The organism is Halobellus rarus (genome assembly GCF_024494595.1).
In the GTDB taxonomy this organism is placed as follows: Archaea; Halobacteriota; Halobacteria; order Halobacteriales; family Haloferacaceae; genus Haloquadratum; species Haloquadratum rarum.
Map to the genome: position 1 here is coordinate 224385 of NZ_JANHDI010000008.1, position 19010 is coordinate 243394.

At 66.1% G+C, this 19010-nt stretch carries 20 protein-coding genes; 9 read left to right on the forward strand and 11 right to left on the reverse strand.

What is annotated here, in order from left to right:
* Positions 1–78 precede the first annotated feature (78 nt).
* Positions 79–699 carry a winged helix-turn-helix transcriptional regulator gene (locus NO876_RS10895; protein ID WP_256421696.1) on the forward strand — a complete coding sequence of 207 codons (621 nt, stop codon included), beginning with the start codon at positions 79–81 and terminating at the stop codon, positions 697–699.
* 39 nt (positions 700–738) lie between these two features.
* Here NO876_RS10895 and NO876_RS10900 read toward each other — a convergent pair whose 3' ends face one another.
* Positions 739–1248, reverse strand: coding sequence for a hypothetical protein (locus NO876_RS10900; protein ID WP_256421697.1), 510 nt, complete (start codon positions 1246–1248; stop codon positions 739–741).
* A 194-nt stretch (positions 1249–1442) separates the two neighbouring features.
* Positions 1443–1688, reverse strand: a complete 246-nt coding sequence (locus NO876_RS10905) for a DUF7123 family protein (RefSeq protein WP_256421698.1) — start codon at positions 1686–1688, stop codon at positions 1443–1445.
* Positions 1689–1886: 198 nt separating this feature from the next.
* Between NO876_RS10905 and NO876_RS10910 the strand changes: the two genes are divergently transcribed.
* Positions 1887–3794: a flippase-like domain-containing protein gene (locus NO876_RS10910; RefSeq protein WP_256421699.1), complete on the forward strand. Its 1908-nt coding sequence runs from the start codon at positions 1887–1889 to the stop codon at positions 3792–3794.
* 17 nt (positions 3795–3811) lie between these two features.
* On the opposite strand, the gene yjjX is transcribed toward NO876_RS10910, so the two are convergent.
* Positions 3812–4357, reverse strand: a complete 546-nt coding sequence (gene yjjX / locus NO876_RS10915) for an inosine/xanthosine triphosphatase (protein WP_256421700.1) — start codon at positions 4355–4357, stop codon at positions 3812–3814.
* A 265-nt stretch (positions 4358–4622) separates the two neighbouring features.
* Positions 4623–5471 carry a cobalamin-binding protein gene (locus NO876_RS10920; RefSeq protein WP_256421701.1) on the reverse strand — a complete coding sequence of 283 codons (849 nt, stop codon included), beginning with the start codon at positions 5469–5471 and terminating at the stop codon, positions 4623–4625.
* A gap of 288 nt (positions 5472–5759) precedes the next feature.
* Here NO876_RS10920 and NO876_RS10925 point away from each other — a divergent pair, with 288 nt between their 5' ends.
* From NO876_RS10925 to NO876_RS10935, 3 genes are all read left to right on the forward strand, one after another.
* Complete coding sequence (locus NO876_RS10925; RefSeq protein ID WP_256421702.1) at positions 5760–6809, forward strand: transcription initiation factor IIB; 1050 nt, start codon at positions 5760–5762, stop codon at positions 6807–6809.
* 122 nt (positions 6810–6931) lie between these two features.
* Entirely contained in the window at positions 6932–7360 is a 429-nt protein-coding gene (locus NO876_RS10930) for a zinc ribbon domain-containing protein (RefSeq protein WP_256421703.1), read from the forward strand.
* A 405-nt stretch (positions 7361–7765) separates the two neighbouring features.
* On the forward strand, positions 7766–8383 hold the full coding sequence (locus NO876_RS10935; protein WP_256421704.1) for a DUF7344 domain-containing protein: 618 nt from the start codon (positions 7766–7768) through the stop codon (positions 8381–8383).
* Here the strand turns inward: NO876_RS10935 and NO876_RS10940 are convergent.
* The gene (locus NO876_RS10940; protein ID WP_256421705.1) at positions 8380–8559 is read right to left on the reverse strand and encodes a hypothetical protein; all 180 of its coding nucleotides are present in this window, start codon (positions 8557–8559) and stop codon (positions 8380–8382) included. The genes NO876_RS10935 and NO876_RS10940 overlap by 4 nt on opposite strands.
* 637 nt (positions 8560–9196) lie before the next feature.
* On the opposite strand from NO876_RS10940, the gene NO876_RS10945 reads away from it, so the two are divergent.
* Entirely contained in the window at positions 9197–9754 is a 558-nt protein-coding gene (locus NO876_RS10945) for a diadenylate cyclase (RefSeq protein ID WP_256421706.1), read from the forward strand.
* Between the two features lie 331 nt (positions 9755–10085).
* Positions 10086–10376, forward strand: coding sequence for a HalOD1 output domain-containing protein (locus NO876_RS10950; RefSeq protein ID WP_256421708.1), 291 nt, complete (start codon positions 10086–10088; stop codon positions 10374–10376).
* Between the two features lie 119 nt (positions 10377–10495).
* Here NO876_RS10950 and NO876_RS10955 read toward each other — a convergent pair whose 3' ends face one another.
* Entirely contained in the window at positions 10496–11299 is an 804-nt protein-coding gene (locus tag NO876_RS10955) for a TrmB family transcriptional regulator (protein WP_256421709.1), read from the reverse strand.
* A 383-nt stretch (positions 11300–11682) separates the two neighbouring features.
* Here NO876_RS10955 and NO876_RS10960 point away from each other — a divergent pair, with 383 nt between their 5' ends.
* The gene (locus NO876_RS10960) at positions 11683–12483 is read left to right on the forward strand and encodes a TrmB family transcriptional regulator (RefSeq protein ID WP_256421710.1); all 801 of its coding nucleotides are present in this window, start codon (positions 11683–11685) and stop codon (positions 12481–12483) included.
* A 38-nt stretch (positions 12484–12521) separates the two neighbouring features.
* Here the strand turns inward: NO876_RS10960 and NO876_RS10965 are convergent, their stop codons facing one another.
* From NO876_RS10965 to NO876_RS10975, 3 genes are all read right to left on the reverse strand, one after another.
* Positions 12522–13121, reverse strand: a complete 600-nt coding sequence (locus NO876_RS10965) for a DUF5789 family protein (RefSeq protein ID WP_256421711.1) — start codon at positions 13119–13121, stop codon at positions 12522–12524.
* A 164-nt stretch (positions 13122–13285) separates the two neighbouring features.
* Complete coding sequence (locus NO876_RS10970) at positions 13286–14479, reverse strand: 3-dehydroquinate synthase II (RefSeq protein ID WP_256421712.1); 1194 nt, start codon at positions 14477–14479, stop codon at positions 13286–13288.
* A gap of 103 nt (positions 14480–14582) precedes the next feature.
* Positions 14583–15221 carry a GNAT family N-acetyltransferase gene (locus NO876_RS10975; RefSeq protein WP_256421713.1) on the reverse strand — a complete coding sequence of 213 codons (639 nt, stop codon included), beginning with the start codon at positions 15219–15221 and terminating at the stop codon, positions 14583–14585.
* 117 nt (positions 15222–15338) lie between these two features.
* Between NO876_RS10975 and NO876_RS10980 the strand changes: the two genes are divergently transcribed.
* The gene (locus NO876_RS10980; RefSeq protein WP_256421714.1) at positions 15339–17072 is read left to right on the forward strand and encodes a radical SAM protein; all 1734 of its coding nucleotides are present in this window, start codon (positions 15339–15341) and stop codon (positions 17070–17072) included.
* A gap of 97 nt (positions 17073–17169) precedes the next feature.
* Here the strand turns inward: NO876_RS10980 and NO876_RS10985 are convergent, their stop codons facing one another.
* Positions 17170–17568: a TRAM domain-containing protein gene (locus NO876_RS10985; RefSeq protein ID WP_256421715.1), complete on the reverse strand. Its 399-nt coding sequence runs from the start codon at positions 17566–17568 to the stop codon at positions 17170–17172.
* Between the two features lie 129 nt (positions 17569–17697).
* On the reverse strand, positions 17698–18966 hold the full coding sequence (gene nreA / locus NO876_RS10990) for a DNA repair protein NreA (RefSeq protein ID WP_256421716.1): 1269 nt from the start codon (positions 18964–18966) through the stop codon (positions 17698–17700).
* Positions 18967–19010 lie beyond the last annotated feature (44 nt).

The following is a 19010-nucleotide window of genomic DNA, read 5'->3' on the forward strand; positions in this document are numbered from 1 at the left end:
CGTTGGTCGATTTTCTCGATCCATTGACCCGAACGAAGCGCTTTTGACCGCGTCGCACCGTACTACGCACGAACTCGAATGGCGGACCGCGAAATCGACGAGGAGAAACGGACGACGCTGCGGCGCTTCGCTGCCCTGGGGGCCGCCTCGCCGCTCGCGGGACTCGGGGCCAGTGGGAGCGCCGAGGCCGCCGAGACGACGAGCGACGCCCGGGACGCCATCGTCGGCTACGTCGCGTCGACGCCGGGCGCACACTTCTCGAAGATTCGCGACGACCTCAGCCTCGGGACCGGGGAGACCCAGCACCACCTCCGCCGCCTCGTCGACGACGATACCCTCGTCTTCCAGCGGGACGGCGACTACAAACGGTTCTTCCCGGCCGGGCGGTTCTCGGCGTTCGAACGAACCGCGCTGGGCTACCTTCGACGACGGACGCCGCGAGGGATGCTCGTCGAACTCCTCCGAACCCCGGGACGGACCGGCTCGGAACTCGCCGACCATCTCGACGTCTCGCGGGCGACCGTGAGCGGGTACGTGAGCGAACTCGACGAGGCCGGCCTGCTCTCGCGGGACGGCGCGTACGCGGTCGAGCGGCCCGAAACAGTCATCACGCTCGTGATCCGGTACGCCGATTCGTTCGGCCCCGAAGCGGTCGAACTGGCCGCCGAGGCCGATTCGCTACTCCAGTACGATCCATAAGGCGGTAGCAGCACTCCGGTCCGTCTCAGATACAGGACTTCAGCCCTGTGCGGTCCCGGTTCCCTGAGCCGACTGTGCTCGTTCTTCGACATCCGCCTTCGGGACGAGCGCACTAACGGCGTCGGCGTTCAGAATTCCCAAAATCCCACCGGCATCGCCGGTCACGATCACCGCGCCGAACGATCGGTACTCGGTTTCGACGGTGACGCCCTCGGCCTCCGCGGCGGTGTCGCCGAGCGCGGTCATCGCCTCGTCGAGGTACTCCTGCTGGAGCGTCGCCAGTTCCTCTTGGGCCTCCTCCTGGGAGATGTTGCCGCTCTGGAGCTCCGATCGGAGTCGGGTCTGTTCCTCCTGGATCGCTTCCTGATCGACCGCCGCGATCGCGGCGACGCCGTCAGCGCCCGCCTCGGAGTCCGAGCCCACCTGCTCGTCAGCGCCGCCGTCGCCGCTGAGGTCGAGTTGGTCCGTGCATCCGGCGAGCAGTGTCGCTCCGCCGACGCTTATGCCTTCGAGAAGTCGCCGTCGCTTCGTCAGAGTCGGATCGTCCATCGGTGTCTGGAGTTGCTTCCCCGGACGGATAACGACTGTCGTTCGCCGCCCCTCGTCGCAGGGTCGGGATGCTCACGACCGCTACGCCCGACCGGTACCCATTCAATCGCCGACCGGACGGCCGTTACCCGCCGTTCGCTACGTACTCTCTGGACCCCGACCTTCGGCCCCGAGACGCGCTCCGCCCCTCGCGACTATCGCGTCACTTTCCAGGTCGTCCCCGACGAGTAGCCCCACTTCTCGACGGTGAGATCGACGTCGCCGTCCAGCAGTGCACGCATATTCGCGCCGACTTCCTTCGCAGACAACCCGAGTTCCTCGGCGATGAGTCGCGATTTGAAGTACGTCCGCTCGTCGGCGTTCGCCCGGAGGTACTGGAGGATCCGGCGCTGTTTGTCGCTGAGATTCGGTGCAGCCGTCGAGGTGGCGGTCGCGCTCATACACCTGTCCACGGGAGGGCGCCCTATGTTCGGTTTGGTACGGCAGGTTAACACCGCGCGGTGATTCGATTTTCGGCACACAGAACCGGTATTCGACCTCGTGGGTTCGGCTGGAGGTACGGTCGTCTAACCGAAGCGGCCGGCTTCACGCGTATCGAGACAGAAAGTTCATACTTGCCGGAGGGCCAGAGTTGAGTAATGGCTGATCCCCGAAGCGGCGGTGGTGGTGATCCTTCGGAACCTGCCGGCGCCGAGAGCGGTGGGAGTCGTGCGGAGGGCGTCGACGGGGAGACCACAGATCGGGACGTGGCGGTGAGCGTCGTCCTCCCGGCCTACAACGAGGCCGACACGATCGAGGCGACGGTCGCGACGACGCTCGGAACCCTCGCCGCGTTCCTCGATCCGGGGACCTTCGAGGTGGTCGTCGCCGAGGACGGCTGCGACGATCGGACGCCGGAGATCGCGGACCGACTGGCGGCCGAGGACACCCGCGTCCGACACTTCCACAGCGACGAGCGGCTCGGCCGGGGCGGAGCACTGGAGCGGGCGTTCGAGGCCGCCCGCGGCGACACCCTCGTCTACTTCGACACCGACCTGGCGACGGATATGCGACACCTCGAAGAACTGGTCGAACGCGTCCGCTCTGGAGGGGTCGACGTCGCCACCGGATCACGTTGGATGCCCGGGAACGTCGCCGACAGACCCACGAAACGCGGCATCCCGAGCCGCGCTTACAACGGGCTCGTACGCACGTTCCTCCGCTCGGACCTCCGCGATCACCAGTGCGGGTTCAAGGCGTTCAGCCGAGAGGCGTTCGAGGCGCTCCGAGACGACGTCGGCGACAACCACTGGTTCTGGGACACCGAGATGCTCGTCCGCGCACAGCGCGCCGGTTACGAGGTGGCGGAGTTCCCCGTCGACTGGGAGCCGAAGGGCGACACGAAGGTCGACCTCGTCCGCGACGTCCTCGGGATGGGGAGTCAGATCCTCCGCACGTGGTGGCAGTTGTCCGTCCGCCCGCGGCTCTCGAAGCGCGTCGGCCTCGTTGCCGGGGCGGGGCTGGCCGTCCTCGCGTTAGTGTTGATGACGCAGTACATCGACTTCGGGACGGTCCTCTCCGAGATGCGGGCGGCCGATCCGGTCCTCGTGGGCGCGGCGACGCTCGTGTACCTCCTCTCGTGGCCGTTCCGCGGGCTCCGCTACCGCGACATCCTCGCGGAACTCGGCTACCACGAGCGCGTCGACTTCCTGACGGGCGCGGTGTTCATCAGCCAGACCGGGAACCTGGTGTTCCCCGCCCGCGCCGGCGACCTCATCCGCGCGTACGTGGTCAAGGCTCGGCGGGCCATCCCGTACCCATCGGGATTCGCGTCGCTGGCGGCCGAGCGGGTGTTCGACCTGCTCACCATCGCGTCGATGGCCGGCGTCGTCCTCATCGGCTACACCGTCACCGGACAGACCGCCGAACTCGCCCGGGCGATCGTCGGCGCGGAGGGTGCCGGGCGCGTGGCGGTCGTCGTCGCCCTCGGCGTCAGTCTCGCCGCCATCGCCGCGGTCGGCGCCATCGCGCTCTCCGCGCGGAGCGACCGCGACTACGTCACGGAGGCGGTCCACCGGGTGAGCACGGACTCGTACGCCGACTTCGTCGCCGGCGTGATCGGGCGGTTCGTCGGCGACCTCCAGACGGTCGCCGGCACGCGCCGGGGCTTCGCTCGCGTCGGCGCGACGAGCGTCCTGATCTGGACGCTGGACGTGGTGACGGCGCTGCTCGTCCTCGCGGCGTTCGCGCCGGGGCTGCCGGGAATCGAACTGATCGCGGTGAGCTTCTTCGCGGTCAGCGTCGGCAACCTCGCGAAAGTGCTGCCGCTGTCGCCGGGCGGGATCGGCCTCTACGAGGGCGCGTTCACGCTTCTCGTGGTCGCGCTGACGCCGCTGGGGCCGGAGCTCGCCCTGGGCGCGGCCGTCCTCGACCACGCCGTGAAGAACGTCGTCACCGTCGTCGGCGGCTACGCCTCGATGCTCGGCCTCAACGTCTCGTTGACGACCGCCGTCGAGGAGACTCGCGAGGTCCGCGGGACGGCGGACGAGTCGCCGAAAGTCGACTGAACAGCGACCGCAGACGTTCAGTACAGGTCGCTCAGGAACGGCGACGCGGCGGCCGCGACGGCGGCGTCGAGCGCGTCCGTCCGGGTCAGTCGCCCGTCGGTGAACGCACCCGCGGCCCCCTGGTTCTCGGCCACGTTCGACTCGCCGAGGACGTCGTCCATCACCGGTCCCAACTCCTCGCCGTCGCGGACTCGCGCGGCGATGGCAGTCGGGAGCGGCAGGCTCGGACCGGCACCGACGCCCCAGCGGTCGCCGTCGGTGACGGCGGACCACATCACGAGGTATAACTCCGCGTCCGCCGCTCTCGCTTCGACGCCACCGGATCCGGTCGCCGGCCCTCCGACGCTCGCGACGCCGCCCTCGATCCCGACGCCGAGGTCGTAGGCGCCGGCTCCGAGCGCCGCCGCAGCCCTGTTGCGTGCTCCCTGTCGCGTCTCCTCGTGGCCCATCGGCTGTTCCGAAACCCCCGAGGAGACCGGTTCGGCGACCACCTCGTCGTCGGGGAAGACGCGGACGGTCGCCTCGCGCTTCACCGGGTTCCCGCTGCCGACTGCGATTCGCATACTGGGGAGTCGACGGACACGGACGTTACGTGTGTCGCTTTCGGCGGGAAGTCGAGCTTGCGCTCCCATAGTCCGTTGGCGAACAGTCGGTACCCGACGTCTGACGGTAGTCTTCCCGTCCCCGTTCCCGCGCCGGTGTACCGAGCGATCGCTGTCCGGCGCGGGGCCGCTCTCAGGTCACGGGCCCTCTGGCCTCGCCATCTGAGATAAACGTACGCTCGACTGCGGGGTCGTACCTGATCAGACTCGTCGACGTGTCGGCGGCTCAGGAAGCGTCGTCAAACAACTCGGCCAACGTCTCGATACCGTCGATAAGCGTCGGACTCGGTTGATTCAGCAGGTCGTCGTCGAGGACGTGAACAGCGGCGTCGATATCCCAGTCGCGCTCTTCGATGAGGTCGGGAGCGACGCGGTCGCCGCGGCCGCAGTGGTGGACGACGACGTGATCCGGGTCCGCGGCTTCGATGCGCTCGCGGGCGATTTCGTGGGAGCGCCCGCCGGGGTCGCAGAACGGGTACCGGCCGCCGGCGGCCTCGACTGCCTCGGGGACCCAGTTGCCGGCGGCCATCGGCGGATCGCCCCACTCCTCGCAGTAGACGACGGGGCGCGGGTTCTCTTCACCGCTGCCGCTCTCGGCTCGCACGGAGCGACGGCCTTCGGCGCGCTCTCGGACCGCGGCGAGTCGCTCTCGCGCGTCAGCGACGAGTCGGTCGCCAGCCTCGGGCCACCCCACCGCGCGGGCGAGCGTCGCGAAGGAGCCGAGGACGTCTTCGAGCGTCGCCGGTTCGACGTGACAGACGTCGTAGCCGCGCTCCCGGAGGTCGTCGCGGATCTCCACCTGGAGGGCGTCGGCCGTGCAGACCAGGTCGGGGTCGAGGTCGGCCAGCCGGTCGTAGTCGGGGTTCAGCCAGCCGCCGACGACCGGGCGGTCGAGCGTGCAGTGGGCCGTCACCCCCACGACGGCGTCGCCGACGCCCATCGCCGACAGCGTGGCGGTCGCGCTGGGTGCGAGCGAGACGACGCGCTCGACGGGGGCGGCGTCGACGCGCTCGGAGCGGGCCGAATCCGCCCCAGCGAGGCTGCCGCCGGTGTCGGCTGTCCTGGACGAATCCATACCGGGTATCTCGTCGTCGGGCGCAAATGCGTTGCGGAGGCGCCGACGGTCGGAGTCGCCCCATCGCGGCCGCAGCGATCGAGTTGCGGGTGGCGAGTGTCCACTGACTCCAACTCGTATATAAATCATCACGGTCGTTTTCGATGGATCGCTCGGTTCGGGGTTGTGCGTTCGATCCGGGCGATCGATTCCGATCCCTTTTTATATTCTCCGTCGGTGGAGTTGGTACGGACCGCACCGGGCCTCTCTTACGCGTATCTGTGGCCCGGCGCATTCGTCGCTATACCGATGAGCGAGAAGAGTACTTACACTCGCGTGAACGCGAGAACGAGAGACGAGTCGCAAACGAACGAGGGCCGAGACGGCGACTCGGCCGGTCAGCGGTGGGTTCGACCCGGAGAGGAAGAAGAGGAGACCGAATCCGAGCAGGCCGACGAAGAGCTGTCCTGCCCCGAGTGCGGTGGCAACGTCGTCGTCGACGACGAGCACGGCGAGACCGTCTGTGACGACTGCGGACTGGTGATCACCGAGGACTCCGTCGACCGCGGCCCCGAGTGGCGCGCGTTCGACGCCAAGGAGAAGGACCAGAAGTCCCGCGTCGGCGCCCCGACGACGAACACGATGCACGACAAGGGGCTGTCGACGAACATCGACTGGCGCGACCGCGACGCCTACGGCAACTCGCTGTCGTCGAACCAGCGCCAGAAGATGCAGCGCCTCCGCAAGTGGAACGAGCGCTTCCGGACGCGCGACTCGAAGGAGCGCAACCTCAAGCAGGCGCTCGGCGAGATCGACCGGATGGCCTCCGCGCTCGGCCTCCCCGAGAACGTCCGCGAGACGGCCTCGGTCATCTACCGCCGCGCGCTCGACGAGGACCTGCTCCCCGGCCGCTCCATCGAGGGCGTCGCCACCTCGTGCGTCTACGCCGCCGCGCGGATGGCCGGCGTCCCCCGATCGCTCGACGAGATCGCGGAGGTCTCGCGCGTCCCCAAGAGCGAGGTCGCGCGCACGTACCGATACATCGCCCGCGAGCTTTCGCTGGAGGTCAAACCCGCAGACCCCGAGCAGTACGTGCCGCGGTTCGCCTCCGAACTCGGCCTCTCCGACGAGGCCAAACTCCGCGCGCGCCAGCTGCTGAAGAACGCCAAGGAGAAGGGCGTCCACTCCGGGAAGTCGCCGGTCGGTCTCGCCGCTGCCGCAGTGTACGCCGCGGCGCTTCTCACCAACGAGAAGACGACGCAGGCCGCCGTCAGCGACGTCGCCGACATCTCCGAAGTCACGATTCGCAACCGTTACCACGAACTGCTCGAAGCCGAAGAGAGCATCGGCCTGGCGTAAGCGCTCCGCCCCCCGGGACGGATTCGGATCGTCGATCTGCCAACATATTTTGTGGCCGAATCGTCGCGTCGAGCGCGCCGATTCCCGTGCGTTTATAAATCACGGCGACCTCGATCCGGAGTATGACCGGAACGCGACGCCGCGCGTTGATCGCGACACTCGTCGCCGTTCTCGGCGCAAGCCTCGGCGTCGCCGGCGCGGGACACCTCTACCTCCGCCGCTGGCGACGCGCCGCCGCCTGGTTCTCCTTCGTCGTCGGCGCGGCGCTCGTGCTCCTCTGGGCGTTCGTCGACCCCTCGACGCTGAACCTCGCCGACCCGGCCGCCGTCGCGTCGGTCGATCCCGGGTCGCTCCCGGTGGCCGTCACCGCTCCGCTGTTCGGACTCCTTCTGGTCAGCGCGGTCGACGCCTACCGCCTCGCCGTCGCGGGTCCGCAGCTGACGGACGAACCGCAGTGTCCGAACTGCGGCGGGGAACTGGACCCCGACATCGACTTCTGCCCGTGGTGTACGATCGAACTCGAGTGGGAGCGACCGGGCGAAGAGCGGTGAACGCGAGTAGCGTTTGCGACTCCACACTCGAAACGCCCGCTTGAGTGCGTTCGGGTACGATACGGGAGTGACGGGAAGCGGCCGAATGGGTGAAAATATTATATTATTCTATACACACCTCTCTAAATTACAAATCAGTGCCATTTTGGTCCCGATAACTGGAAGATGAATCTTGTGAGAATGTGGGTAACCCGAGTGTTCTATCCCTTCCGATCAGAAATACCGTTATATGAATCGTACCTCTGAACGTTTTTTCCGCTTCTCGGTAGTGAGTTCGCCGTTGAACGACCCCTGGAAACGTCCAGTACGTGATCGGGGAAATCATAGTAGCGTTTGCACGTCTCCGCTCGTGCGATCGCACGACGTCGTGCGGTCGGATACGCGGTCCGTTGCAAACGCTACGATATGAGTGCGACAGAGAGGGTAAACAGAGAGCAGCGCACCGAAGAGCCCACCGATGTCGAGGGATCAGCCCCGGACGCCCTCGGAAGAACGACGCGTCGGAACGGCTCGAGCCTCTCGAAAGACGAGACATTCGACTTACTGAAGAACAGCCGCCGCCGCGGCGTCATTCGGTATCTCCACGACCACGGTGGATCCGCGGTCTTGAGCGACGTCGCCGAACACATCGCGGCCGAGGAGAACGGCGTCACCGTCAGAGAGCTCTCGTCCGATCAGCGAAAACGCGTGTACATCGGCCTCTACCAGAGTCACCTTCCGAAACTCGATTCGGCGGGCGTCATCGAGTACGACAAGAATCGCGGAACGATCGAACGCCAGGATTCGCTGACGCAACTGGAGGAGTATCTGGATATAGAGGGACAGGAAACCGAAGGAGGTGCCGATCGAAACGGCGCAGTCCTCGCGGTCGCCGCGTGCGTCGTCGGTCTCGTTACCCTCGGAGTTCTCGGGATCGGCGGACTCTCAGCGATCCCCGCGGCGGGGTGGACGCTCGTCAGCGTCGTCGGAATCATCGCGATCGTCGGCCTCCAGTACCGGAATCGAACGGTTGATCCGGATTAAGCCACGCTATCGAGATTCTTGACGTAGTCTTTTTCGATGGTGATCCAGCGTGTCGTGGTCTCGTTCTGCGGATCGAAAACCGTTATTTCGGTCGGAGAGTCCTCGTCGTCGAGCGCCCACGAAAGCCTGAATTCGGAGAGTTCTGCGGTGCGGGATTTGCGGTTGCTTGTAGACATAATGGTAGCAGAGATCGGGTTATTCCGGGGATACGCGCTGAACGGCCGGAGAGCGCTTTCGCCGGCCAGTCGCCGCCTGCTATCCGATCAGGATCTGGGGCGGGGACGGTGTTCCATCACCGGCCGTACGTCGACCGGCGGGTAGGGGCTTCGTCGATACTCGCTCAGAGCGGGTACGAAGACGATCGAACGGCTTCCCAATCAAGCAACCACATTTTCACGCCGCGCAGTGTACTGATTAATGTGGTGACGCGTTCTGTGAGCCGTACGCCTGTGCAGTATGTCGAGGCCCCGAGGTCGCGCATATCCACACACAGTTACGTCTGACAGCGTCACTCTCCGGCGAGCGTACCACCTCTCCCTCCGCTATCCACGGCGTTGAGACGCTCTATTACGGGGTCGAGGGACAGTCCCGTATGCGAGTCCGCACTCAGACGATCGCACGACCGGGTGGGATCAATCTCGAACGCCACCTTACCGCGGTCCGTATGCCGGTGGCGAACGGGTCACGTTCAGGACCATCGTTGGCGTGTAGGTTCCCCGGGGTGGAATCTGTTCACTCGGTTACTCGTAACATCGTTTCAGTCGGAAATTCGGCGGCACTATCCTCCTATCGGTTCGATACAGTACGAAAGAGATGATTGATCCGAATCGTAATTCTGCGGTGTCGGAGCTGAATTCTGACGGGACAGAGATCGACGCACTACTCGAACGGATCGGACGGTGTGTCACGGACATCAGCGTCGGATTCGAGCGATGGGACGATCCCTACGCTCGCGGACCGGGCCTCTATTTCGTCGTCGAACGCGGCTCCGTGGGCGGATTTTCGGCTTCGATGGGGTCGAACCGCTGGCCGGTCGAAGACTGTCCGAGTGTCTTCGCCGAGACCGAGACGTTCCTCGAGACCGCACAGCGTGTTGCGCTTTCCTGCGACGGCGCAGTTGTCGTTCACGAGGACGGGACGATAGAGGAGGAGATGGTCCGACTCGCGCAACTATCCACGGTCGAATCCGGCCAGGGCGACGGTCTCCCCTACGCGGGGTGGATGGGGGCTCGCCACATGAGTGCGCTGGAGACCTCGACCCGGAACGCAGTGATCGCGGCGGTCACACTCAGCGAAGAGGACGGGCGAGTGACGGTCTTCACGGACGGCTCGTTCGAGGATACCCCCGCGACGCGCTGGGTGATCAACTGAGGCGATTCCGGCCGCTACGCACCCGTCGGGAACGCTACTATAGCTGACTGATCGGCGTTCGCACCGGTTTCGCTACACTCCACGCTGATTCCGCCACCTGAGCGACAGTGCTCGTGTCTCGGTGCTCCGAGCGGCACCTCGACTATGGTCCCGGGCGCTGCTGGACTGCTGGCCCTTGCAGGCGCTCCGCGCTCGTGCAGCTCATCAGGACACAAAACGCACTGAGCCGTTGGCTTCCACCTCGACTATCCGAGAACGACCCTTAGGTCTTTTTTGATAATTCGGGTGAAAAAGATATGTGGTTTACTCGATGGGCCCACAACAAGAGAGTATGGAGTATGATATCGAAGTCGGCGAGTCGGTGAGTTCGGCTGTGATCCGTGGGGTGAGCGCGCTACGGGGATCCGATCCCCGTACGGTCCGCCCGCTGGCGGAGGTTCTCGACCCGGAAGCGCTGGACGCGCTTTTCGACGCGCGGGCGGACGATGCCGCTCGGGTCGGCGGACGTGTCTCGTTCGTGTACAACCACTGTCGCGTCACCGTCGATAACGGCGAGTATCTCACCGTGCAACTGCTCGAAACCGCACCACGGATCACTCGCGACTGTAACGGTTCTCTGTGACGAATGCAAGATAGTTGCGACCCCAGGGTCGCGACAGTCTTCACAGACGAACAGCCGACGGTATGAGCGTTCGGACAACGGGCTATCGGGGGCTAGCCGAGAAACACCCGCTTCGGGAGCTACGAGATGGGATCGTGTGGGCTGATCAGTCCCTGGGCCATGAGCCGTCGAGCGATCACGACCAGGCCGTTCCCGAACCCCTCGCCGAAGATCGCCTGTTCTACTTTCGTGTCTGGCACGATCGAACTCACGAGAATCGTCGAGCGGTCGACCAGGAGGAGTCGACCGATCGCCGTCTCGTCCGCCTCGGCGTTCTCGCCGTGTAACCACTCGAGACCGGAAATAAACGTCGTGGCGTTCGGCACGGCCGCGCGCAGTTCTTCCTCTAGCGATTCGTTTACCGCCCCGAGCAAGAGATCGATGCCGTTCTCGACCTCTTGGAGGGTATCAACGAGATCGTCGGTCAGCAGCGACTCGTCGCCGATGACGAGCACGATCTCGTCGGTCGTCGTCTCGATGAGGTCTTCCGTCCGGTTCTCGATCCCGTCTTGCCCGGACATCGCCCACACCTGCTGGATGGGCTCTTCGTCGTCCTCGTCGACGATTTCGACCGTTTCGAGGGCGTCGTGAAGGCGTTCCACCCGATCCTCGTACTGATCGCGGAGCGTTTCGGTGGCCTCGTCGAGAGAGACGGCGCGAAACCGCTGTGGACTCGAATGCTGAATTTCGACCAGACCCTGTGCTTCCAGTACCCGAATCGCGTCGTACACCCGCGTTCGGGGAACTTCGGTTAACTCGCTGAGCTTCTTCGCCGTCCCCGTCTCTAACCGGGTCAGCCCCACGAAGCACCGCGCCTCGTACTCCTTCAACCCGAGTTGCTGGAGCACTTCGATCGCCTCTTCTATGTTTTCGGATGCATCCATTGTGTCCCAACCGTCCCGTCTGTACGGGTTCGAATACTAGTTCGCCGCCGAAAGGGATAGACTTTGTCACTCGAAAAGTTAATCTCTCCGCCATCAGTGGCTGTCCGGTTCTGATAAACCCGCACTCTCTCCGCTCGAATCGACAGACAGCGGATGAACGTCGTAACTCAAAAAGTGACAACTACGTCCCGTCAAAAACCGGAGACGCTAATCGACCAACACAGATCTACCACTTTTTCACTCGATTAATCACAACACCTATATCGGGGTAGGGCGCCACTTCACAACAGCACGCAGTGAACCGCTGTGTCCCAACCACTCGCTGCTGCGTGCTGACCCGGCCACTTCACGTGGCGGGGTTCCGGCGAACGGGCCCCCAACCGATGACCGCTAATCCTACCCAAGACCCACAGTCTGCCGCCATCGAACAACTCGAACGGTTCGGATTGAGTACGTACGCCGCGCGGACGTTCGTCGCGCTCGCCAGCCTCGGCACGGGGACGGCCAGAGACGTCAGCCAGGTATCTGACGTCCCCCGAACCCGGGTGTACGACGCCATCGACGAGCTACGCGACCGGGGACTCGTCGACGTCCGACAGTCCTCGCCCAAGCAGTTCTGGGCCATCTCCGCCGAGACCGCGAGCCGCCTCTTCGAACAGGAGCTGCACCACCGCACGACCGTTCTCCGAACGGCGCTGAGCGAACTCGAACCGATCGAACGACAGGCGGAGCAGCGGGGCGTCTGGACGGTCGAGGGCCAGTCTGCCGTCACGGAACGAGTGATCGATTTCTTCGCTAGTGCGGAAGAGGAGATCGTCTACATGACCGTCGAAGACCTCCTCACCGACGACCTGATCGCGGCGTTAGGCGAGGCCGCGGAACGCGGGGTCTCGATCAAGCTCGCGGGCGTTTCCGCGCCGGTTCAAGAGCGCATTCAGGACGACATCCCCAGCGCAACGATGTTCGAATCGCTCTGGATCTGGGAGGACACACCGGCCGGTCGGCTGATGATGGTCGACGGCCGGAAGACGCTCGTGAGCGCGCTGGTCAACGGCAAGGACGCGTCTCTGTCCGATCCACGGTCGGAAACCGCCATCTGGGGCGAGGGCGACGCGAACAGCCTGGTCGTCGTGTTGAAAGCGATCTTCACCTGGCGGCTCGACACTGCCGATCCCGACGCGTGATACTGTCGGCGTCACCGGCATCGGTCGGTCCGACCCGGCTAAATGCCGAGCCACTCGTCGTTTCGCACCTGATACCCGTTCGCCCGGCAGAACTTCGCCGCCTGCCGCCGCACGTCCCGTGATCCCGGGAGCGTCTCTTTCTCGCGGACGCGCTCGACGATCCAGTCGCCGATCGCTCGGATCCCCTCGTCGTCGTCGTCGGCGTCGATCGCCTTGAGCGCCCGAAACGTCTTCTCGTAGGCGTCGCGCTGTGACTCGCTCAGCTCCGTGTTCGGGAGCGTGTCGGCCGCCTCCACGACCCGTTTCATCGCCGCGGCGATCGTCGGTCGCTGGATCCGCGCGCTGACGGCGACGGGCGACTCGAACGTCTCCGCGTCCGCGGCCGGGACGAGCTCCTCGATCGTGTACCTCCCGGCAGGCGATTCTATCGCGCGGTCACCGACGGCGGCGACGATCTCCGCGCCGGTTGCGGGAAACGTCAGCGATTCTAACTCCGATTCGACGTCGACGAGGTCCGCCGCATCGAACGGCGGCTCCGGTTCGTCCCCGCGCGCCAGTTCCGCGGCCAGGTCGCGCTCGCGCTGGCGTCTGTCGCTGTCCCGTGCTTGCTTGTCACGACCGCTCCTGTCGTCTGCCATGGTAAATAAGAGGCGCTCTATGCGGATAGTACTGTGGTCGGGGGCGGGATCGATCAATCGCGATCGACTGAAGCAGCGAAATACTGATACAGGACGGGCCAACACACGGGCGAACCGGGAACTTTTCGCCCCCGTGCGCCCCCGGCGTCGACTCCGGCGAGGGCTTACTTCTCGATGATGCTCTCCTCGACGGCCTCGCCGAAGTGCCGTGCGGTCTGTTCGTAGTACAGCAGCACTTCGTCGCCGGCTTCGAGATCAGTGACCGACTTCCGCCCATCGCGGGTGGGGACCTTGATCGTCTCGGCGTTCTGTAACAGCGTCTCGACGCGGTCGCCGTCGATCTCGGCCTCGACGCGGAACATCGGCCGCTTCTCGATCTTCACGCGGCCGACGACGGCCTCTCGCGTCTTGCCGTCCGAATCGACGATCTGCACCTCGTCGCCGCTCTTGAGCTCCGAGAGGTACTTCGTGCCGCCGTCGGGGGTCCGGACGTAGGCGTGGACCGCCCCGGCGTTGACGCGGAACGGTCGGGAGGCGACGTACGGCGACTCGGCGGTCTCGGCGTGGACGAAGAAGAGCCCGCGGCCCATACTGCCGACGAGCATCCCCTCGTCGTGCTCCATCAGGTTGCCCGTGTCCACACAGACGCGGTCGGCCATTCCGGTTCGTTCGACCGCGGTCACGGTCGCCCACTGGAGGTCGAGCGTCTCGCGCTCGGCCTCGTCGCGGATCTCCACGGTCTTTCGGATCTCGTCGGGGTCGTCCGAATCGAGGAGAACGCCGTCCGAGCCGAGTTCGAGCGTCTCGAACGCCGTCTTCGCCTCCTCGGCCGTGGTGACGCCCGCGATCAACTCCGTCTCCTCGCCGATGCGCGCGATGAGGTTCTCCAGGGGGATGATCGTCCAGTCCTCGCCGACGACGATGGTGTACTCGGCGTCTTCGGCGGCCGCCTCGGCGAAGCCCTCGTAGTCCTTCGAGAGGATCCGGACGTACGCACCCTGCGCTCGTTCGTCCTCGCGGCGGAGCGTCGTGAGGTCCGCCGAGCCGGAGAAGTCCTCCGGGAGGTCGACCGTGCCGTCGCCCTCGCCGTCCTTGCCGACGATGTAGGTGTCGGCCCTCCCCGCGTCCTCGTCCTCGCTTCCGTCCGCGCCGGCCTCGACGTCGTCGATGAGGCTGCTGTCGGCGTCGGTCTTGAACGCGGCCACGGAGACGTCCCCGAGCGACCGCACGCGGGCGACGTCGGCCTCGTCGACGAGCACCCAGTCGACGCCCGCTTCGAGGCCCGCCGTGATCCGCCGCTTCCGTGTCTCCCAGTCGCCGACGCTGTCGTCGGCCTTGAGCCAGACGCTTCGTGTCATCGTTGTCGGTGCAACTCGGCCGGAGCGCTTGAACGTGGCGACTCTCCGGAGGATTGCCGCGCGGGGGGAGGGGTCGCGATTCGGCGCACTCGCCCCCGGGGGGTCAGTCGTCGAACGCGGCGTCGACAGCCGACACCGGAGCGGGTTCGTCGGGCTCGCCGTCGGGATCGCGGAGTTTTCGATAGTACCAGACGACGTCGTGCCAGTCGCCGAGTTTGAACCCGGCGGCGGGAAAGGCTCCCACCCGCTCGAAGTCGAAGCGCTCGTGGAACGCCTCGCTCTCGGGATTCGGCATCCCCAGCGCGGCGTACGCCCCGCAGTAGCCCTGTCGGCGGAGCGCGTCCAGCAGTCGGTCGTACAGCGCGGTTCCGACGCCACTGCGGTGCGCGTCGGGGTCGACGTAGATCGAGGTCTCGACGGCCCAGCGGTAGGCCCGTCGGCCGCGGAGTTGGCTCCCGTACGCGTAGCCGACGAGGTCCGTTTCGGCGTCGTCCCCCCCGCCATCGTCGGTTCCGTGGTCGGTCCCGCGCTCGCGGCTGCCGGCGACGGCGACGTACCACGGGTACTCGTCGGCGGCGCGCTTCTCCCGGATCTCCTCGGCGACGTGTTCGACCGACGGAACCTCGGTTCGGAACGTCGCCGGCGTGTCGCGGACGAACGGCGCGTAGATGTCGCGGACGGCGGCCGCGTCCTCCGGCCGCGCCGGCCGGAGCGAAACGGTGTGCGGCGAATCGTCGCTCATATCCCAACGCACGCGACGGCGGATAACGCGTCTTGCGGTCTCGACCGACACGGGAAGCGGATATCGCAGCCGACCGAGAGGGTGAGCGTTTTACCGCTCGGCCGTCTCTCTTCCGCTATGACTGACCCGGCCGACCTCTCCGTGACGCTCGTCGACGGCTACGTCGACGAGCCGGCGCACTTCGGCGTGCCGCCGTACCTCTCGACGTACCCGCGATTCACGGCCGGTGCGATCGTCGACGCCGGCGTCCCCGAATCGAACGTCACCTATCACACGATCGACGAACTCAGGGAGGAGAGAAACAAGTGGGCCGACGTCGCCGACGCGGATCTGCTCGTCTACATCGGGGGAATGACCGTCCCCGGAAAGTACGTCGGCGGGACGCCCGCCGAACCCGACGAGGTGCGCGAACTCGCGTGGGTCGCCGAGGGCGTCTCCGTGATGGGCGGGCCGATCCGCTTCGGCGTGGGAGAGGAGAACGCCGGCGCACAGGAGATGCAGCGGCAGGACCTCGATTACGACTTCCTCGCGATGGCCGACGTCGAGGCCGCCGCCCACGACCTCGTCGACAGTGGATTAGAGGGGTTCGAGAACCGCTACCGCGACAACGACGAACTGGACCGTTGGGCTTCGATGGGCGCGTTCGTCGTCGAACAGCATCCGAACCACCCCGACTACCTCATCTGCGAACTGGAGACCTCTCGGGGCTGTGCCTACCGCTGTTCGTTCTGCACGGAGCCGATGTACGGCGATCCAGCCTTCCGGACGCCCGAGTCGGTCGTCGGCGAGGTCGAGGCGCTGTACGACCGCGGCGTGCGCCACCTCCGGCTCGGCCGCCAGGCCGACATCCTCGCGTACGGCGGCGACGGCGAGGCCCCGAACCCCGAGGCTCTCCGGCGACTGTACGGCGGAATTCGAGAGGTCGCTCCCGACCTGGGAACGCTGCACCTCGACAATATGAACCCGATCACGGTGGTGGAGTGGCCCGAGAAGGCCAGGGAGGGGATCCGCGTCATCGCCGAGCACAACACCCCGGGCGATACCGCCGCGTTCGGCCTAGAGTCCGCCGACCCCGTGGTCCAGGAGGAGAACCACCTGAACGTCACCGCCGACGAGTGTTTCCGGGCGATCGAGATCGTCAACGAGGAGGCGGGGTGGCGGCCCGGCGACGACCCCGCCGACGCGCCGACCCACGGGAGCGACGCCGCGAACCGACTGCCCAAACTCCTGCCGGGGATCAACCTCCTGCACGGACTGAAGGGCGAGCGCGCGGAGACGTTCGAGCACAACAAACGCTTCCTCCAGCGCGTCTACGACGCGGGGCTGATGGTCCGACGGATCAACATCCGGCAGGTGATGGCCTTCGAGGGGACCGAGATGGCCGACGAGGGCGCGAACATCGCGAAGGCGCACAAGAAGCGCTTCAAGCAGTACAAACGCGAGGTGCGCGAGGAGATCGATCGGCCGATGCTGCGGCGGCTCGCGCCCGTGGGGACGGTGCTACCGGACGTCCACCTCGAATACCACCAGGACGGCCGGACTTTCGGCCGGCAACTCGGCACGTATCCGTTGCTCGTCGGCATTCCGGGCGAGCGCCGGGTAGGAAAGACGATCGACGTCGCGGTCGTCGACCACGGCTACCGCTCGGTCACGGGGGTTCCGTACCCGCTGGATCCCAACGGGGCCTCGATGGACGAACTCACCGCGATACCGGGAATCGGCGACCGCACCGCCGGCGACATCGTCGTCAACAGGCCGTACGACTCGGCGTCGGCCGTGCCGAGCCCCGAAGTCGACTTCGCGACGTTCACCGGCGAGTACCCGACGGAGGAGCGGCCGAGCGCGGACTGATAATGATTACTCTCACTTTTCACCGCCGAGCGCCACCCCCGTTGACGGCGCTCGGCGGTGAAGAGACGAGAGTAATCATTATGAAAAGGGACCCGACCTAGACCTCTTCTTCGATCACTTCGCCGACCGCGAAGTTCGACTTGACCTCGCTGACCTCTATTTTTACCCGGTCGCCGACGTCGGTGCCGGGGACGATGATGACGTAGCCGCGCTCGACGCGGGCGATGCCGTCGCCCTGCTTGCCGATGTCTTCGATCTCCACGTAGCGCAGTTCTCCGGGCTCGACCGGTGGCTGCGGCTCGGAGGACGGACGCTCGGTCTCGGTCGACTCCGAGGCGGACTCGACCGCACGAGAGATGAGAGCGACGCGGTAGGCCTCGCCGGGTTCGACCGACCCGGTCTCGACCTCGCGCTTCGGCACTTCGACGACGTAGCGGTCTTCTTCCTCACGAACATCCGCGTTGAACAGACACAAGAGCTTATCTGAGATTTCCACCGTGTAGACCTCCGGTGGTACGTCTCGTCGAACCGTTAAAGTAGTACCGCCGGTCGACGGTGACCGAGCGGCCGCCCGGTGCAGTCGGCCGGTTCGGTCGCGGTCTCCGATCGCCGGAGAGCGCCCCGTTCACTGCCGGGCGAAGTCGCCGAACGTCGCCTGGAGGCCGGCCGCCATCGTCGACTTGCGGCGGAGCGTCGAGGGCGACACCGGGAGGTGCTCTGCGACGCCGCGGACCGCGCCGGCGAACGTCTCGGCGGTCCCGCGCTCGTCGTCGAAGGCGTCGCGGACGGTCTCGCGCACCTGCCAGACGCCGACCGGCCCCCAGTAGTCGTCGGAGACGTGTCGCAGGACGAGCGCCTTCGCCTGCTTCCCGCGCTCGTCGAGGTGTTCGAGCACGCCCAGTCGGGCGGCGTGGTACGCGCCCGCCGTCTCGTCGACGTAGCCCGTCCGGCCCTCCCGGCCCTCGCTGTCGGCGGCGAGGTACATCCCCGCCTCGGGATCGGGGTTCCAGACGCTCCCGGGGGCTTTCATCTCGACGAGTTCGTACTCCCACTTCCCGGGCGCGAGGATCACCCAGAAGGCGTTGCCCATGAACTCGTTGCGGTGGATCTCGACCCGATCGATCTCGGGGTTCGTCCGGATCCGCCCCCTGAGATACTGCCCGACGGTGTCGTCGACGGCGGTGATCGACCACCGCGTGGGGACGAGCCGGCGCTGCTCGGTCTGCCCGAGCGCGCCCGCCGAGAGGATCGTGTTGATGTCGTAGACGTCGAACCCGCGGCGGTAGAGGTAGTTCATCGCTCCCTCGGCGTTCCAGTCGTCGTCCTCCAGCGTCTTCTCGACGAGACGCGGGACGTGGGGATTCTCCGCGAGGTCCGCGGAGCGAGCGCGGGCGCGCGGACCCACCGGCGTCGCGACGTCCTCGACGCCGACGTCGAGGTCGACGTCCGGGCGTTCGTCGAGACCGATCTCGACCGTCACCGGTCGGTCGGCGATCGCGACCTCCCGCTGCGTTCCCAGAAATCCGTCCCACGAGTCGGCGACGTTCGTCACCTTCTGGGAGGTGTTGGAGTTGAGAAGCGACGTCCGCCGCGAGAAGACGTCGTCGATCGAGACGCCCTCGTCGTACCACGCGCCGGAGGTCGAAAAGCGCTCGGCGTCGTCGTCGTGGCCGACGGGCGAGAGCAGGCCCGCGGAGACGCGCGGGTAGTTCGAGGTGCCGACGAAGATCGACGGCGAGACGCCGCCGTACAGCGAGTCGCCCTGGAGCGTCTCCTCGAAGCGATCCTGGAACGTCTCCAGGTGATCGAGGATGTCGTAGGACTTCTCCTCGGCGAGTCGCCGACGCTCCGCTCGCTCGTTGCGTTCGAGGTCGACGTACTCGTCCAGTTTCATCGCGTGGTACTGAGTCGCCGACGGATATGAACTTTCGGCGTCGG

Excerpts from the sequence above, each read along its gene's own strand:
- NO876_RS10965 (WP_256421711.1), bottom strand. The coding sequence starts at position 13,121 with ATGGCAGACGACAGGAGCGGTCGTGACAAGCAAGCACGGGACAGCGAC.
- NO876_RS10940 (WP_256421705.1), bottom strand. The coding sequence starts at position 8,559 with ATGTCTACAAGCAACCGCAAATCCCGCACCGCAGAACTCTCCGAATTC.
- nreA (WP_256421716.1), bottom strand. The coding sequence starts at position 18,966 with ATGAAACTGGACGAGTACGTCGACCTCGAACGCAACGAGCGAGCGGAG.
- NO876_RS10900 (WP_256421697.1), bottom strand. The coding sequence starts at position 1,248 with ATGGACGATCCGACTCTGACGAAGCGACGGCGACTTCTCGAAGGCATA.
- NO876_RS10920 (WP_256421701.1), bottom strand. The coding sequence starts at position 5,471 with ATGGATTCGTCCAGGACAGCCGACACCGGCGGCAGCCTCGCTGGGGCG.
- yjjX (WP_256421700.1), bottom strand. The coding sequence starts at position 4,357 with ATGCGAATCGCAGTCGGCAGCGGGAACCCGGTGAAGCGCGAGGCGACC.
- NO876_RS10935 (WP_256421704.1), top strand. The coding sequence starts at position 7,766 with ATGAGTGCGACAGAGAGGGTAAACAGAGAGCAGCGCACCGAAGAGCCC.
- NO876_RS10955 (WP_256421709.1), bottom strand. The coding sequence starts at position 11,299 with ATGGATGCATCCGAAAACATAGAAGAGGCGATCGAAGTGCTCCAGCAA.
- NO876_RS10970 (WP_256421712.1), bottom strand. The coding sequence starts at position 14,479 with ATGACACGAAGCGTCTGGCTCAAGGCCGACGACAGCGTCGGCGACTGG.
- NO876_RS10945 (WP_256421706.1), top strand. The coding sequence starts at position 9,197 with ATGATTGATCCGAATCGTAATTCTGCGGTGTCGGAGCTGAATTCTGAC.
- NO876_RS10930 (WP_256421703.1), top strand. The coding sequence starts at position 6,932 with ATGACCGGAACGCGACGCCGCGCGTTGATCGCGACACTCGTCGCCGTT.
- NO876_RS10905 (WP_256421698.1), bottom strand. The coding sequence starts at position 1,688 with ATGAGCGCGACCGCCACCTCGACGGCTGCACCGAATCTCAGCGACAAA.
- NO876_RS10910 (WP_256421699.1), top strand. The coding sequence starts at position 1,887 with ATGGCTGATCCCCGAAGCGGCGGTGGTGGTGATCCTTCGGAACCTGCC.
- NO876_RS10975 (WP_256421713.1), bottom strand. The coding sequence starts at position 15,221 with ATGAGCGACGATTCGCCGCACACCGTTTCGCTCCGGCCGGCGCGGCCG.
- NO876_RS10980 (WP_256421714.1), top strand. The coding sequence starts at position 15,339 with ATGACTGACCCGGCCGACCTCTCCGTGACGCTCGTCGACGGCTACGTC.
- NO876_RS10950 (WP_256421708.1), top strand. The coding sequence starts at position 10,086 with ATGGAGTATGATATCGAAGTCGGCGAGTCGGTGAGTTCGGCTGTGATC.
- NO876_RS10925 (WP_256421702.1), top strand. The coding sequence starts at position 5,760 with ATGAGCGAGAAGAGTACTTACACTCGCGTGAACGCGAGAACGAGAGAC.
- NO876_RS10895 (WP_256421696.1), top strand. The coding sequence starts at position 79 with ATGGCGGACCGCGAAATCGACGAGGAGAAACGGACGACGCTGCGGCGC.
- NO876_RS10960 (WP_256421710.1), top strand. The coding sequence starts at position 11,683 with ATGACCGCTAATCCTACCCAAGACCCACAGTCTGCCGCCATCGAACAA.